Genomic DNA, 13,911 nt, shown 5'->3' with positions numbered 1-13,911 from the left:
CACGGAAACGCCAAGAACGCGGCGAAGGGCGCTTCGGCGGATAACGCTACCCTCAGGGGTGCAGCCCTGGCGTGGCCGGCGAGGCGGAAACCTTGTGCTGCGCGCCGCAACGAAAAAGGGCGGCCACCCGAAGGTGTCCGCCCTTTTTCGTCGCCAGCCCGGTTCAGCGGGACAGCTTGCCGTCCAGCGAGAACTTGCCGGCGCCATCGATCAGCAGCGCCACGCTGATCATCAGCAGGGTCAGGGCATATTCATAGCCGTTGTCGGTGATGAAGAAGCCATTGCCGATGTGCACGCTGAAGATCGCCACGATCATGGTGAAGCCCACCACCACCGACGCCGGACGCACCAGCAGGCCGATCACCAGCGCCAGGCCGCCGAAGAACTCGGCGCTGCCGGCCAGGGTCGCCAGCAGGTAGCCAGGGGTCAGGCCGATGGATTCGAACCACTGCGCCATGCCGTTCAGGCCGGCGCCGCCGAACATGCCGAAGAGCTTTTGCGAACCGTGGGACATCAGGGTAAGACCGGTGACGATACGCAGGATGGCCAGGCCGGCACCGGCGTTGGTCGACAGGATGGTCTTGATCAGTGGATTCATGGTGCGTCCTCAGGTGTGGGATAAGATGGGCACACTATAGGCAAGATAATTCGATATTAAAACCGTAAAAAACGCGTTATCAATATCGAATTTATAGATTATTTTTGAGCCGTCGCCGTCTTCGCACGCACCCCGGGCTCCAGGCGAACCCGTTCGCGTTCATATGCAAGGTAGTACTTGTTGACGCTGCTGACATAACTCACCACACCCATGCCTATCTCTTCCGCAGCCACCCGCTCGACCTGGAAGAACCAGCGATTCGGATCGAGCCCCCGGCGACGCGCCTGGGTGCGCAGGTTCTGTACCCGCTCCGGCCCCATGTTGTAGGCCGCCAGGGTGAACGCCAGGCGCTCGCGTTCGTCGAGGTGCTTGCTGGAGAAGAACTGCTTGCGGATCTTGGTCAGGTAGCGACTGGCGGCCAGCACGTTGCTGTCCTTGTCGTGCACATTGCCGACCCCGACGCTGCGCGCCGCCGCCGGGGTGATCTGCATCAGCCCGCTGGCGCCGCCGGAACCGCGCGCCTTCGGGTTCAGATGCGACTCCTTGTAGGCCACCGCCGCCAGCGCCAGCCAGTCCATGCTGCTCTGCCGCGCGTAGCGCTGCAGCAGTGGACGGACCGCTTCCAGGCGCTTGCGGTCCGCCGCGCCGAGGGGGTTGCGGACCTTGTAGGCGCGCCGGTAGACGCGCTGGAAAGCCACGTCCTGGTCGGCCGGCGCGCGGTAGTCGGCGAGGAAGCGGTCGATGGTCGCGCGCAGGGTGCTGGCATCGCGGCGCACGTACCAGGCCATGTCGGCGCGATTGTCCAGCACCAGGTGGCGGTCGACGCGCAGCTTCGGCAGCACCTTGGCCCAGCGTTCGGCGATGGGCTGCTCGACCACGGTGAAGCCGAGGATGCCTGCCTGGACCATTTCCATCACATCCTCGACGGCCAGGGAAGCGTCCAGCTTTTCGATCCGGATCGGTGCCATGCGGCGTTGCGCCAGGCGCTGGTTGACCAGTTCGATGGCGCCCTCGGCGGCGCTGCCGGCCGGCAGCGGGATGGTCCGCCCGGACAACTGCTCCAGGCGCGTGTAGCGCCGGTTGCCCTTGCGCGCCACCAGCACCAGCGGCACATCGGCGCGCACCGGCGCGCTCGGGCTGACCTGCAGGCCGTCGTGCGCCGGCAGCAGTTCGCCGGGGGCGACCAGGTCGCCTTCGCCACGCTGCAGGGCGGCAAGCAACTGGTCCTTGGGCTTGGGTATGAGCTTGAGGGTGAGGTTCCGCGCGGACGGCGAACGGCTGTTGAGGTATTGCTCGAAGGCGCGCAGGCGACGGTACTCGACGCCGATCGGCTCGCCCTTCACCTCGCCCGAGCTGTTGCGGCTCTGGTTGACCAGCACCTTGAGCACGCCAGCGCGGCGGATGCTCGCCAGGTCGCGGGTCTCCGGCTGTTCCCTGTGCCAGTTGTCCGGCTGGCCGGTGATGCGCGCAGCCGCCGGCAAGGGTGCGAGCACCAGCAGGCAAAGCGAAAGCAGCAACAGACGCGTCATCCAGGTCTCCAGAGGCCAGGCTCGATGTCCCTCTCCGGGGGACCGGATCAATCAGAGCATGGCAGTCTTGGCAAGTTCCTCTCCGACAGCGGCTGCAAACGGAGGCATTGGGTAGATAATCCGGGCGCCGAAGAACCCGATCTGCGATTATAACGGATTGTTCTACAAGCGGTTTGCCACCCATCTCCCGGCGGGTCCGGCGCGATCGAGGGGGCGCCGCCTCGCTGCGAATTCCAGGAAGGCACCATGCAACTCATCGATATCGGCGTCAATCTGACCCACGCCAGCTTCGCCCCGGAACGTGAAGCACTGCTCGCCCGCGCGCGCGCCGCCGGGGTGGTACAAATGGTCATCACCGGCACCAGCCTGGCCGACAGCGAACAGGCGCTGCAGCTCTGCGGCGAACTCGACGAGGGCGGCCGGCTGTTTACCACCGCCGGCGTCCACCCCCACGAGGCCAGCCACTGGAACGCCGACACCGCTCGCGGCCTGCGCGCCCTGTTCGACGACCCGCGGGTACGCGCGGTGGGCGAATGCGGCCTCGACTTCAATCGCGACTTCTCTCCCCGTCCGGCCCAGGAAAAGGCCCTCGAGGAACAACTGGCACTGGCCGTCGAGCTACAGCGTCCGGTGTTCCTCCACGAACGCGACGCCAGCGAGCGCCTGCTGGCGATCCTGCGCGACTTCCGCGATCGCCTGCCGGCCGCCGTCGTACATTGTTTCACCGGCGAGCGCCGGGCGCTGTATGGCTACCTCGACCTCGACCTGCACATCGGCATCACCGGCTGGATCAACGACGAGCGCCGCGGCACCCACCTGCATGATCTGGTAGGCGAGATCCCGGTCGGCCGTCTCATGCTGGAAAGCGACGCGCCCTACCTGCTGCCGCGCAGCCTGCGACCGAAGCCGAAGAACGGGCGCAACGAGCCGGCCTACCTGGTCGAGGTGCTCGACTGCGTGGCCCGCCATCGCGGCGAGAGCGCAGAGCGCCTGGCCGCTCACACCAGCGCCGCGGCGCGGGCGTTCTTCGGCCTGCCGACGATCGACTGAGATCGCCCTCAAGCTCCCGGCGGATCGGCCGCTAAGCTGACGAACGGTCTCGTTGACCCGCATCAACGATTGCCCCTTACTCAGCTTTCAAGATAATGGCGCCTTGCCATTAGCTTGCCGATAAGAAGAAATCCCCCTATGGGCACCTGGATCAGCGACATTCCACTGAAATACAAGTTCTGGGCCGTCAACGCGGTGGCCTTCTTCACCACCCTGCTGCTGGTGTTGTTCGCCATGCAGCAGGAAGCCGCCGGGCGCAACGCTTCCGCCCAGCGCGCCGCCGCCGCCGAGGGCGAGCTGGTTCAGAGCTGGCCAGCCGGCAGCGCCCTGCCCGCCCGCAGCAACCTGCTGCCGCTGGAACAGGCCGCGAGCCTGGGCGGCACCGCTGCCCAGGCGCTGGGCAAGGGGCAGGGTTGGATCGAGTTGTCCGGCGCGCGCCAGGGCGATACCCCGCTGCTCGGCGCCTGGGTCGGCCAGACCGGCTCCGGCCAGCGCTTCGCCGTGCTCGCCCCGGCCAGCGACCTGTGGCAGGTCTTCGCCGACCGGGCCGGCGCCTACGCCGTCGCCGTGCTGGTGCTGATGCTGGCGCTGCTGGCGGCCTCGCAACTGCTGATCCGCTTCATCCTCACCCACCTGCATACCCTCAAGGACGTGATGCTGCACGTCGAGAAGAGCGGCGACCTGTCCGCTCGCGTACCGCTGCAGGGACGCGACGAAGTCGGCCAGATGGCCAGTGCCTTCAACGCCATGCAGGCCGGCTACCAGCGCATCGTCGGCACCGTCGCCGCGGCCGCTACCAAGCTCGACGAAGGCGCCCAGGCGCTGGCCCGCAGCATGGGCCAGGTACGCCAGGGCATGCTCGGCCAGCAGAGCGAGACCGACCAGACCGCCACCGCGATCAACGAGATGTCCACCACGGTCTTCCATATCGCCCAGCACGCCGCCGACACCCGTGACCAGTCGCAGGAAGCCGACCGCCTGGCCGGCGCCGGCCAGCAGGCGGTGAGCCGGGTCAGCGCGTCGATCGCCGGGTTGTCCCAGGGCGTCCAGGACACCGCCGAGATGATCCAGAAGCTGGCCGAGGACAGCCAGAAGATCAGCGGCGTGGTCAACGTGATCCACGGCATCGCCGAACAGACCAACCTGCTTGCCCTCAACGCCGCCATCGAGGCCGCGCGGGCCGGGGAAATGGGCCGCGGCTTCGCCGTGGTGGCCGATGAGGTGCGCAACCTCGCCCGTCGCGTGCAGGACTCCACCGACGAGATCACCCAGATGATCCTCGCCCTGCAGTCGGGTACCCGCGACGCCGTGGAGTTCATGCAGGAAAGCTCGCTCAAGGCAGACGGTTGCGTCAGCCAGGCCGGCGACGCCGGCGAGGCGCTGGCTGCGATCGCCAACGCGGTGGCGCAGATGCGTGAAAGCAACACGCAGATCGCCGTCGCCGCGGAACAGCAGAGCCAGGTCGCGGAAGAGATGACCCGTTCGGTGGTGGGCATCCGCGACGTCACCGAACTCACCGTGCAGCAGACCGTCGAGTCGGCGGCCACCAGTCAGCAACTGGTCGACCTGGCGGGCGATCTGACCCGCGCCATCGGCCAGCTACGCCTCTGATCCGCAGGCGCACCTGCCTATCGCCCGGATAGGCAGGAATCATTCGCCGCGCTGCCGCACCCCGCCTAGACTCGACGACATGCAACGACCCGCCCCGCGGGTCGCCGTCACGGAGTACCGAGAACATGGGCAAACGTCATCCCAACCTGCTCGCCTGGCAATGGCGCGGCTATGCCGCCAACCACCGCAACCCGACCAACCTGGTCCTGCACCTGATCGCCGTGCCGCTGTTCATCGTCGCTGCGATCCTGCTGCTCGGCGGCCTGTTCGGCCTGGACCTGCTGCAGGTGGTGCTCGGTGTCATCGGCATCGGCGCCGGCCTGGCGATCCAGGCCAAGGGACACGCGCTGGAGAAACAGGCACCCGAGCCATTCAGCGATCGGCGCGACGCTGTCAGTCGCCTGCTCGTCGAGCAGTTCGTCACCTTCCCCCGCTTCGTCCTCAGCGGCGCCTGGTGGCGGGCTTGGCGCGAACGGCATAAGTGACAGTTCGTCCGGGATTTTGCACAGCCCTTCAGTTTTAGCGCGACGCTGCCGATATAATCGACGGAATCCTGTCGTGGACCGACAACATGCCGTCAATGCGTCAATTAATCGTCTTTCTCTGTTGCCTGGGGCTGCCTCTTGCCCAGGCCGCGGAGCCCGTGCCGCTGGGCGGACGTCCGATCGTCACCCTGCAGCGGTCCGGCGACGCTCCCGTACGGCTGACCCTGTCCGACCTCGAAGCCCTGCCCAGCGAGACCCTGGAAGCCCAGCTCCCCGGCGAGGCCAACGCCCGCTGGCAAGGCGTGCGCCTCAGCCTGTTGCTGCGCCACCTGGACCTGGCGCCGCCCACGCGCCTGCGCGTGCTGGCGCTGAACGACTACTCGGCGATCATCCCGTACAGCGACCTCGACAGCTACCAGCCCATCCTCGCCTATCGCCGCAACGGCGCCTACATGGCGATCCGCGAACGCGGACCGCTTTTCATCATCTACCCGATGGCCCGCTATCCTGAGTTGAGAAACCAGGTCTACTACAACCGTACCGTCTGGCAGGTCAGCTCCATCACTCTTGAGTAAGTAACGGACATGACTGTGCCGCTGCTCGATCCGACAAAGCTGCGCCGGCAACGCCAGATCATGGGGCTGTTGCTCGGCCTGGTGCTGCTCATGGCGCTGATCGCCGGGGCTGCGCTGTGGCTGGCGGTGCGCCAGGCCCAGCAACTGGCCCAGCCGAACCTGCACAACGAGCTGTGGCAGACCTACTCGCTGCGCGCCGAACTGGATCGCACGCTGGACGCCGCGCGGCACACCGAGAGCGGCGAAGGCCAAGCCGACGACCTGGCGATCCGTCTCGAAGTCCTCGCCAGCCTGATCGCGCCGCTGCGCCGCCAGTCGTTGTTCAGGCATCTCGCCGAACCGCGTCCGGAGGTACAGGCCACCCTGCAACGCCTGATCGAGCTCAGCGATCGCTGGTCGAACCAGGCCCCCTGGGGCGATCCCGTCGCCGCGCGCCGCCTGGCCGCGGAGATCGTCCAGCAGGTTCCGCCCTTGCTCGAACCGACCCACCAGATCGTCGTCGCCAGCAACATCGCCCTGACCAACCAGTTGGACGTCGACCGCAAGCGCCTGCACCGGGCGTTCTACGCGTTGTTCTGGGCGCTGCTCGGGATCGGTGCCGGCGGTGCCCTGCTGGTGCTGCGCCTGGTCACCGACTTCAAACGCGCCCAGCAACTGGCCGGGCATCTGATCGAGCTTAACGCCACCCTGGAGAAACGCGTCGGCGAGCGCACCCGCCAGCTCAGCGAAGGCAAGGCGCTGCTGCATTTCATCCTCGAGGCCAGCCCGAGCGACGTGGTCCTGCTCAGCGCCTGCGGCGCCAGCATCCATTACGTCAGCCCACGCCTGCTCAAGCGCCTGGGTTGCCAGGCCCAGGACGACTTCAACCTGCCCCGGCTGTTCGCCAGCACCAGCGAATACAGCCGCCTGCAGAACGCCCTGGAGGCGCGCGGCCAGGTGGATGGCTGGGAAGCCCAGCTATGCGGGGAAACGCCTTGCTGGGCGGTGATCTGCGCGCGCCACCTGGAAATCGACGGCGAGCCGGCGACCCTGATCTGGTGCTACGACATCAGCCGGCGCAAGGCCATGGAGCAGGAACTGCGCCTGCTGGCCAGCACCGATACCCTGACCGGCCTGCACAACCGCCACTCGTTCCTGCACCAGGCGGAACTCATGCTCAAGGCCGCCGAACGCTTCCGCCACCCCTGCGTGGCGCTGATGCTGGACATCGACCACTTCAAGAACATCAACGACAGCCACGGCCACCTGACCGGCGACCGCGCCCTGCAACGTGTCGCCGAGACCCTGCGCCAGGGCCTGCGCGAGGTGGACCTGCTCGGTCGCCTGGGCGGCGAGGAATTCGCCGCGCTGCTTCCAGAGGTCAGCCTGGACCAGGCGCTGGACGTCGCCGAACGGCTGCGCGCCGGCGTCGAGGCGCTACGGGTGAGCAATCCCGACGGCGAACCGCTGCGGATGACCGTGAGCATCGGCGTCGCCCTGCGCAGGGACGCCGGGGACGACCTGGAAAGCCTGCTGGTGCGCGCCGACAGCGCGCTCTACCAGGCCAAGAGCGGCGGGCGCAACCGCACCGAGTACGCGCCCGCCTGACATGCGCCTCAGCCGAACACCGTGACCATCTGCCGGCTGATCGCCAGCAACTGGCCGTCGGCGCTCCACATCCGCGCCGCCACGTGACCGTAGCCGTCGCGCGCCTCCTCGATCTCCGCCAGGTAACGGCACCAGTCGCCGCTGCCCTGCTGCGGCAGCGGCTGGAGGAACTCGGCGGTCCAGGTCAGCGAGCTGGCCATCGCCGGGGTGCCCAGGTGCGGCAACAGCGCCGGCGGCCAGGAGTCGAGCAGCGCCAGCAGGTGGGAAACCTCCATGGGCTCTCCCTCGGGTTCGTCGCGGAAACGCATCCAGCCGCCCATCTGGCGCGACTTGTTCGAAGAGAACGGCAGGCCGCCCACTGCCCAGCGCATGGCGATGTAGCGAGTGAACTCCGGGGTCACGTTACGGATATAGGGCAGCTCCTGGCTCTCTTCGGGGCCCTTCATCCCGGCCGCCGGCAACGCTTCCACCGCCACCGCCGACGCGCGGGCGACGCCGAAACTGGCCTGGACCAGCGTCACCACCTGCTCGCCCTGACGGACCTCGACCTGTACCTGGCTCACCGCCTTGCCCTCGCGCAACAACCGGGCGCTGAAGCTCGCCGGCTGCTCGGGGGCCAGCGGTCCGACGAAGCTGACGCCAATGGAGCGCAACGGACGCCCCGCCTCGACCACCGCAAGCATGGCCTCGTAGGCCAACGCCACCACCAGGCCACCGAAGGTGGCGCGGCCCTGGCCCCAACTGGCCGGTACTACCACCGAGGAAGTGTCGCGGCGGACCGCCTGGATCAATTCGGAAAAATTCATGTGTGCCTCGCGAGGGGATTCGAGGGCCCATCTTAGGCGAGGCGATCCTTGGGAAAAAGCCGATCGGAATACCGGCGGCCTCAGTGCCCGGCAAGCGCCTGCTGCAATGTCGACAGGGCCCGTCCGGCACGCTCCCGGGCCAGTTCGAAGCGTGCCGTCCAGACCTCGCGCACGGGCGCCAGGTCCGGCTCGCGCTGGCATCGCAACAGCCACTGTTCGAGGTCGTGCCAATCGCCCAGCGCCGACTGGGCCGCCTTGAGCGGCGCCAGCAGCGAGCCGGGAATGCTGCAATCGTGCGGATAGGCCTCCAGCCCGTAGCGCACGCGCTTGATCCGCAGCCGTAGCGGGTGCCAGTGCTCGTAGGTGGTGTCCGCCAGCTCGGCGCGCAGGGTCTTCCATTGCCGGCGCAGGCGCTTGCGCACCCGGCCGTGCAGGCCATCCAGCACGGCATGCCGCTGGGCCGTACGCAACAGGGCCGGCCAGACGTCCAGGCAAAGCTGCAGGCGGTGCAGCGGCTGGCTGGCGAGAACCGCCACGTAGCCGGACTCCAGCACCGGCCGGCGCACCGCCAGCGCATCCCGCAGCCCTTCGGCGGCGAGCGCCGGCAGCAGCACCTCCAGGTCGCGGATCGGCCCGCTGAGCCGCCCGACCTCGGCGGCGGCATGCTCCAGCTCCTCGACGCCGGGGACTCCGCGGATCGGCCGCAGCAGGCTGCGCAGACGGCGCAGGGCGATGCGCAGGTCGTGCAGTGCCTCGTCATCCGTGCGCGCCTCCAGGCGGGCGACCGCCGACATCAACGCCACCTGCTGGCCGATCACCTCGGCCAGCAGTTCATCGATGAACCCCGTCATGCCTGCTCCTCTCCCCGGCCATCCCGCGTGGGCGTGCGCACCAGGCGCCAGGGCAGCGCCCGGCGCAATGCGCGCAGACGCAACCCTGGATCATCGGCACCGCCGTGTCCATAGCGTTGCGCTTCGAACGCGCCGACGAAGGCCGCGATGGCTGGCGCCTGCGCCGGCAGGACGCGGGCGGCGCGCTCGCCGTAGGAGCGTAGCCCTTCGCCGGGGGAACGGCGCAGGCCATGCATCTCCAGCAGGCGTTCGAAGCGGCGCAGTTGGCGGCTGCGCAGATCGTCACGGCCTTGCCAGGGCTTGAGCAGGAACAGCGCGAGCAGACCGACCGACAATATCGCCGCGGCACCGAGCAACAGGCCCAGTCGGGTCGGATCGAGCCCGCCGAACCAGCGCTGCAGGAAGGCGCCCTGCTGCTCACCCTGGTAGGCCAGGACCCAGCGTTGCCAGCCGTAGTTCAGGCTGTCCCAGGCCAGACGCATGTCGTTGAGCCAGGGCAGGCCACGGTAGCGCAACGGCGACAGCGGCGCGTCGGCGAGGTACTCGCTGTCCCCGGCCAGGGCCTGCTCCAGCCCCTGTTCGATCCGTTCGGGCGCCACCTGGTAGGTCGGGTCGACGCTCAGCCAGCCCTGCTCCGGCTGCCAGTATTCGACCCAGGCGTGGGCGTCGAACTGATGCACCAGCAGGTAGTTGCCCGCCGGATTCAGCTCGCCGCCCTGGTAGCCGGCCACCACTCGCGCAGGAATGCCCGCGGCGCGCAGGACGAAAGCCATCGCCCCGGCGTAATGCGCGCAGAAGCCGCTGCGCGTGTCGAACAGGAAATCGTCCACCCCGTCGGCACCGGTCGCTGGCGGTTTCAGGGTGTAGGCGAAGGGCTCGCGGTTGAAGCGCTGCAACAGGGCCGCGACCAGTGCCTGCGGTTGCGCATGGGCCTGGCGCAGTTGCTCGGCCAGGGCGCGCGCGCGCGGATTGCCGTGCATCGGCAACTGCAGGTTGCGCCAGCGCATGCGCGGATCGATGCTGGACTCGCGCAGCGCCTGTGGCCAGGAACTGACTCGGTAGAACAGACGTTGCTCGACCGGCTGCCGTCGCTGCAGGTGGAAATCGCTCATCAGGCGCGTGTCGGTCTGGTCGGTCTGCGCCACGTCGAGGGCGAACAGCCAGGACTGCGAACTGGGCTGCATGATCACGTCGTAGCGCAGCTCGGGGCCACGCTTCTGCCAGTGCATAGCATCCTCGCCCGACCATTGCGGCACCTGAGCCCAACGTCGTCCGTCGAAACGCTCCATGGTCAAGGCGCGCCAGTAGAGCTGCTCGCGCGGCGGCGGTGCGCCCTCGAAGCGGACCCGGAACGCCAGTTCGGCGGAGCGCCCAAGCTCGGCGATATCCCCTGGCGCCATGCTCTCCGAGAGTCCGGTGACCCCCTTGTTGCCGGGCATCGGCAACGACCACAGCGGCCCCAGGCGGGGGAAGAACAGGAACAGCAGGAGCATCAGCGGCAGCGCCTGCAGCAACAGCCCGCCGGCCAGCCGCAGGGTCGGCCAGGGCCGGCTGGCGAAAGCGCTCTGCTGCAAGCCGATCAGCGCCGCCAGCAACGCGGTCACCGGCAGCAGGCTGTACAGCGCGGCGAGGAAACCGTCGTCGAACAGGTAGCCCACCACCACTGCGAAGAAACCGAGGAACACCAGTACCAGCGCATCGCGGCGGGTCTTCATTTCCACCAGCTTGAGGATGAACGCGGCGATCAGCAGCACCGCCCCCGCGTCCAGGCCCACCAGGCTGCCGCGCGACAACCAGACCCCGGCCCCGGCGAGCAGCGCCAGGGCCAGCTTGACCCAGGCGCGCGGATAGCCGGCACGCATGCGGAAGACCTGCACCCGCCAGGCCGCGCAACCGAGCCACATGGCCGCGATCCACAGCGGCATGTAGGCCAGGTGCGGCAGGATCACCAGTACCTGCGCCACCAGCAGCCAGACCAGCGCGACCCGCGGAATCGCGTTCATCGCGCCGCTCCGAACAACGCCAGCGCACGCAGGCAGGCCTCGCGCTGGGCCTCGCCGCTGGCCGGTTGCAGGCGTGTGCCGGGCAGCGCCAGGCCATAGGGCTGCTGCCGCGAGGAGAGTTCCAGGACTGCATGACACAAGCGGCCCAGGCGACTTTCGAGATCCCCGCCGAGGCGCTCGAATTCCAGCCACAGGTCTTCCCCGCCGAGCGCGGCGAAGTCCTTCACCAGCAGCCCCTGGCCACGGGAAAACGCCTTCCAGTGCAGGCGCCGCCGCGAGTCGCCCGGCTGGTAGGCGCGCAGTCCCTGGTAGTCGTCGACGCCCGCGCTCGCCAGCGCGCGCCCCTGGTCCTCGGCATCCTCCGCGCCCGGCGCGAGGAACGGCTCGCCGGCCTGCGGCCGAGGGTAGACCAGCGCCTGCTGGCGCAGGTCGACCCAGCTCCAGGCCACCAGCAGGCCGAGGGGAAAGCGACTCTCCACCCGCAGGCGCCCCGGCCGCAGCCAGCCGCGTCGCTCGGTCGGGTGGAACAGCAGCACCTCGGCAGCCGCGTCGCCTGCCAGGTCGGCGTATTCCAGCGGCCGCTCCGGCCAGCCGACGGCGATGGCCTGGCGCGCCCGCCGCGGGCTTTCCAGGCGCACCCGGAAACCGGCGCGCTCGCCGGCGAACACCGGGTCCGCTCCCAACGCGGTGAGGCGCAGGCCGGCAAGGTTGCGATAGGTATGGAGGATGGTCACCACGCCCAGGGACAGCAGCAGGAAGGTCAACCCGTAGGCCAGGCTGTTCTGGTAGTTGATCGCCGCCAGCAGCATCACCAGCAGCGCCAGGCCGAAAGCGCCGCCCTGGCGGGTCGGCAGGATGAATACGCGGCGCTGGTTCAGCTCGACGCTGCTCGCCGGCGGTATCCGTCGGTTCAGCCAGCGCTGCCAGCGCGGCCAGTTGCGCAGGCGCATCAGAGCGCCGGGACTTCGCGCAGCAGCCATTGCACCAGCGCGCCGCCACCGTGCCCGGTGGGGTCCGCCTGGTCGCGCAGGCGATGCCCGGCGACCGCCGGCAACACCGCCTGGACGTCTTCCGGAATCACATAGTCGCGTCCCGCCAGCAGCGCCCAGGCACGCGCCGCGGCGAGCAACGCCAGGCTACCGCGCGGCGACAGGCCGAGGGCGAAGGCCGGCTGCGTGCGGGTCGCTTCGACCAGGCGCAGCACGTAGTCCACCAGCGCATCGCTGGCGCGGACCTTCGGCACTTCGGCCTGGAAAGCGGCCAGCGCCGCGTGGTCGAGCAAGGGTTCCAGGCGCGGCAGCAGATCGCGCCGAGCTTCGCCGAGCAACAGCGAGCGTTCCGCCGCGCGTCCGGGGTAGCCCAGCGACAGGCGCATCAGGAAGCGATCCAGCTGCGATTCCGGCAGGGAGAAGGTGCCGCCCTGGCTGGCCGGGTTCTGCGTGGCGATGACGAAGAACGGTTCCGGCAAGGGCCGGGTGGCGCCCTCGATGGTCACCTGGCCTTCTTCCATCGCCTCGAGCAAGGCGCTCTGGCTTTTCGGCGTGGCGCGATTGATCTCGTCGGCAAGCACCAGTTCGGCGAAGATCGGCCCGGGATGGAAGACGAATTGCCCGCTGTCCTTGTCGAACACCGAGGTACCGAGGATATCGCCCGGCAGCAGGTCCGAGGTGAACTGGATGCGCTGGAAACTGAGCCCGAGCACCCGCGCCAGGGCATGGCTGAGGGTGGTCTTGCCCATCCCCGGCAGGTCTTCGATCAACAGGTGCCCACGGGCCAGCAGGCAGGCCAGGGCCAGGCGCACCTGGCGGTCCTTGCCCAGGAGAATCTCATCGACCGCCTTCAGGCAGGCTTCCAGGGTGTTCAGCATCCCGACCTCGCGTTTCCGGGGAAAACAGCGATCCTACTGGCCTGGGGCCAGCCGGCAAGGCACTTGCAATTTTTCCTCACGAAACTGTGAAACCGTTGCCACCGGTACTTGCCGGAGTGCCCGCTACAAGCCTAGACGCTGGGGAGGGACAGGCGCGGATGATGCCTGCGCCAGTCCGGCTCGACACGGCGCGCGACGGTCGCCGACGGCAGGCGTGGGGGAAGCCGCCTCAGCCCAGTTCGGCGACGATCGCCGCCAGCGCCTTGGCCGGGTCGGCGGCCTGGCTGATCGGCCGGCCGATCACCAGGTAATCGGAGCCGGCGTCCAGGGCCTGGCGCGGGGTGAGGATGCGCCGCTGGTCGTCCTGGGCGCTGCCGGCCGGGCGGATGCCCGGCGTGACCAGTTGCAGGCCCGGATGGGCGGCCTTCAGCGCCGGCGCTTCCTGGGCCGAGCAGACCAGGCCGTCCATGCCGGCCTTCTGCGCCAGGGCGGCGAGGCGCAACACCTGCTCCTGGGGCTCGATGTCGAGGCCGATGCCCGCCAGGTCCTCGCGCTCCATGCTGGTCAGCACGGTCACGCCGATGAGCAACGGCCTGGGCCCGCTGAAGGCCTCCAGCGTCTCGCGGCAGGCGGCCATCATGCGCAGGCCGCCGGAGCAGTGCACGTTGACCATCCACACGCCCATCTCGGCGGCGGCCTTCACCGCCATCGCCGTGGTGTTCGGGATGTCGTGGAATTTCAGGTCGAGGAACACCTCGAAGCCCTTGCCACGCAAGGTCTCGACTATACCCGCGGCACAACTGGTGAAGAGTTCCTTGCCGACCTTCACCCGGCACAGTTTCGGGTCCAGCTGATCGGCCAGCGCCAGGGCGGCCTCACGGGTGGGGAAATCCAGGGCGACGATGATGGGGGACTGGCAGGCGGACATGGGCTCTCTCGCGGCGAATCG

Annotated in this window: 13 protein-coding genes; 5 read left to right on the top strand and 8 right to left on the bottom strand. The window is 68.6% G+C overall.

From position 1 onward, the window contains the following. Nucleotides 1-163: 163 nt before the first annotated feature. Nucleotides 164-598, bottom strand: coding sequence for a DoxX family protein (locus ACM0M4_RS11655; RefSeq protein WP_003090958.1), 435 nt, complete (start codon nucleotides 596-598; stop codon nucleotides 164-166). Nucleotides 599-696: 98 nt separating this feature from the next. Next, a complete protein-coding gene (locus tag ACM0M4_RS11650; protein ID WP_003114749.1) occupies nucleotides 697-2,127 on the bottom strand; it encodes a transglycosylase SLT domain-containing protein in 1,431 nt (476 codons plus the stop codon). Between the two features lie 246 nt (nucleotides 2,128-2,373). Between ACM0M4_RS11650 and ACM0M4_RS11645 the strand changes: the two genes are divergently transcribed. From ACM0M4_RS11645 to ACM0M4_RS11625, 5 genes are all read left to right on the top strand, one after another. Continuing rightward, the gene (locus tag ACM0M4_RS11645) at nucleotides 2,374-3,177 is read left to right on the top strand and encodes a TatD family hydrolase (RefSeq protein WP_003101675.1); all 804 of its coding nucleotides are present in this window, start codon (nucleotides 2,374-2,376) and stop codon (nucleotides 3,175-3,177) included. Between the two features lie 138 nt (nucleotides 3,178-3,315). After that, on the top strand, nucleotides 3,316-4,788 hold the full coding sequence (locus tag ACM0M4_RS11640) for a methyl-accepting chemotaxis protein (protein ID WP_003110283.1): 1,473 nt from the start codon (nucleotides 3,316-3,318) through the stop codon (nucleotides 4,786-4,788). A gap of 125 nt (nucleotides 4,789-4,913) precedes the next feature. Continuing rightward, on the top strand, nucleotides 4,914-5,273 hold the full coding sequence (locus ACM0M4_RS11635; protein ID WP_003110282.1) for an Mpo1-like protein: 360 nt from the start codon (nucleotides 4,914-4,916) through the stop codon (nucleotides 5,271-5,273). Nucleotides 5,274-5,359: 86 nt separating this feature from the next. After that, the gene (locus ACM0M4_RS11630; RefSeq protein WP_023084131.1) at nucleotides 5,360-5,848 is read left to right on the top strand and encodes a hypothetical protein; all 489 of its coding nucleotides are present in this window, start codon (nucleotides 5,360-5,362) and stop codon (nucleotides 5,846-5,848) included. A gap of 9 nt (nucleotides 5,849-5,857) precedes the next feature. Beyond that, nucleotides 5,858-7,435 carry a GGDEF domain-containing protein gene (locus ACM0M4_RS11625; protein ID WP_003101679.1) on the top strand — a complete coding sequence of 526 codons (1,578 nt, stop codon included), beginning with the start codon at nucleotides 5,858-5,860 and terminating at the stop codon, nucleotides 7,433-7,435. Nucleotides 7,436-7,443: 8 nt separating this feature from the next. Here the strand turns inward: ACM0M4_RS11625 and ACM0M4_RS11620 are convergent, their stop codons facing one another. The 6 genes from ACM0M4_RS11620 to pyrF form a co-directional block, all read right to left on the bottom strand. Next, nucleotides 7,444-8,241 (bottom strand): acyl-CoA thioesterase, encoded by a 798-nt coding sequence (locus ACM0M4_RS11620; RefSeq protein ID WP_434324244.1) that lies wholly within the window; start codon nucleotides 8,239-8,241, stop codon nucleotides 7,444-7,446. An 80-nt stretch (nucleotides 8,242-8,321) separates the two neighbouring features. Beyond that, complete coding sequence (locus ACM0M4_RS11615) at nucleotides 8,322-9,092, bottom strand: CHAD domain-containing protein (protein ID WP_054375725.1); 771 nt, start codon at nucleotides 9,090-9,092, stop codon at nucleotides 8,322-8,324. Next, nucleotides 9,089-11,095 carry a protein-glutamine gamma-glutamyltransferase TgpA gene (gene tgpA / locus ACM0M4_RS11610; RefSeq protein ID WP_014602737.1) on the bottom strand — a complete coding sequence of 669 codons (2,007 nt, stop codon included), beginning with the start codon at nucleotides 11,093-11,095 and terminating at the stop codon, nucleotides 9,089-9,091. The genes ACM0M4_RS11615 and tgpA overlap by 4 nt, the downstream gene beginning before the upstream one ends. Continuing rightward, nucleotides 11,092-12,045 (bottom strand): DUF58 domain-containing protein, encoded by a 954-nt coding sequence (locus tag ACM0M4_RS11605; protein WP_014602736.1) that lies wholly within the window; start codon nucleotides 12,043-12,045, stop codon nucleotides 11,092-11,094. The genes tgpA and ACM0M4_RS11605 overlap by 4 nt, the downstream gene beginning before the upstream one ends. Next, complete coding sequence (locus tag ACM0M4_RS11600) at nucleotides 12,045-12,962, bottom strand: AAA family ATPase (protein WP_003090974.1); 918 nt, start codon at nucleotides 12,960-12,962, stop codon at nucleotides 12,045-12,047. The genes ACM0M4_RS11605 and ACM0M4_RS11600 overlap by 1 nt, the downstream gene beginning before the upstream one ends. Before the next feature lie 229 nt (nucleotides 12,963-13,191). Further along, nucleotides 13,192-13,890 (bottom strand): orotidine-5'-phosphate decarboxylase, encoded by a 699-nt coding sequence (gene pyrF / locus ACM0M4_RS11595; RefSeq protein WP_003090975.1) that lies wholly within the window; start codon nucleotides 13,888-13,890, stop codon nucleotides 13,192-13,194. Nucleotides 13,891-13,911: the final 21 nt, after the last annotated feature.

It is taken from the genome of Pseudomonas sp. 18-147 (assembly GCF_051048045.1).
GTDB lineage: Bacteria > Pseudomonadota > Gammaproteobacteria > Pseudomonadales > Pseudomonadaceae > Pseudomonas > Pseudomonas aeruginosa.
This window is presented reverse-complemented; position numbering and strand designations above follow the sequence as displayed.

What these genes read in the sequence shown, in the direction of transcription:
- ACM0M4_RS11655 (WP_003090958.1), bottom strand. Translation starts at nt 598, where the DNA reads ATGAATCCACTGATCAAGACCATCCTGTCGACCAACGCCGGTGCCGGC.
- ACM0M4_RS11650 (WP_003114749.1), bottom strand. Translation starts at nt 2,127, where the DNA reads ATGACGCGTCTGTTGCTGCTTTCGCTTTGCCTGCTGGTGCTCGCACCC.
- ACM0M4_RS11645 (WP_003101675.1), top strand. Translation starts at nt 2,374, where the DNA reads ATGCAACTCATCGATATCGGCGTCAATCTGACCCACGCCAGCTTCGCC.
- ACM0M4_RS11640 (WP_003110283.1), top strand. Translation starts at nt 3,316, where the DNA reads ATGGGCACCTGGATCAGCGACATTCCACTGAAATACAAGTTCTGGGCC.
- ACM0M4_RS11635 (WP_003110282.1), top strand. Translation starts at nt 4,914, where the DNA reads ATGGGCAAACGTCATCCCAACCTGCTCGCCTGGCAATGGCGCGGCTAT.
- ACM0M4_RS11630 (WP_023084131.1), top strand. Translation starts at nt 5,360, where the DNA reads ATGCCGTCAATGCGTCAATTAATCGTCTTTCTCTGTTGCCTGGGGCTG.
- ACM0M4_RS11625 (WP_003101679.1), top strand. Translation starts at nt 5,858, where the DNA reads ATGACTGTGCCGCTGCTCGATCCGACAAAGCTGCGCCGGCAACGCCAG.
- ACM0M4_RS11620 (WP_434324244.1), bottom strand. Translation starts at nt 8,241, where the DNA reads ATGAATTTTTCCGAATTGATCCAGGCGGTCCGCCGCGACACTTCCTCG.
- ACM0M4_RS11615 (WP_054375725.1), bottom strand. Translation starts at nt 9,092, where the DNA reads ATGACGGGGTTCATCGATGAACTGCTGGCCGAGGTGATCGGCCAGCAG.
- tgpA (WP_014602737.1), bottom strand. Translation starts at nt 11,095, where the DNA reads ATGAACGCGATTCCGCGGGTCGCGCTGGTCTGGCTGCTGGTGGCGCAG.
- ACM0M4_RS11605 (WP_014602736.1), bottom strand. Translation starts at nt 12,045, where the DNA reads ATGCGCCTGCGCAACTGGCCGCGCTGGCAGCGCTGGCTGAACCGACGG.
- ACM0M4_RS11600 (WP_003090974.1), bottom strand. Translation starts at nt 12,962, where the DNA reads ATGCTGAACACCCTGGAAGCCTGCCTGAAGGCGGTCGATGAGATTCTC.
- pyrF (WP_003090975.1), bottom strand. Translation starts at nt 13,890, where the DNA reads ATGTCCGCCTGCCAGTCCCCCATCATCGTCGCCCTGGATTTCCCCACC.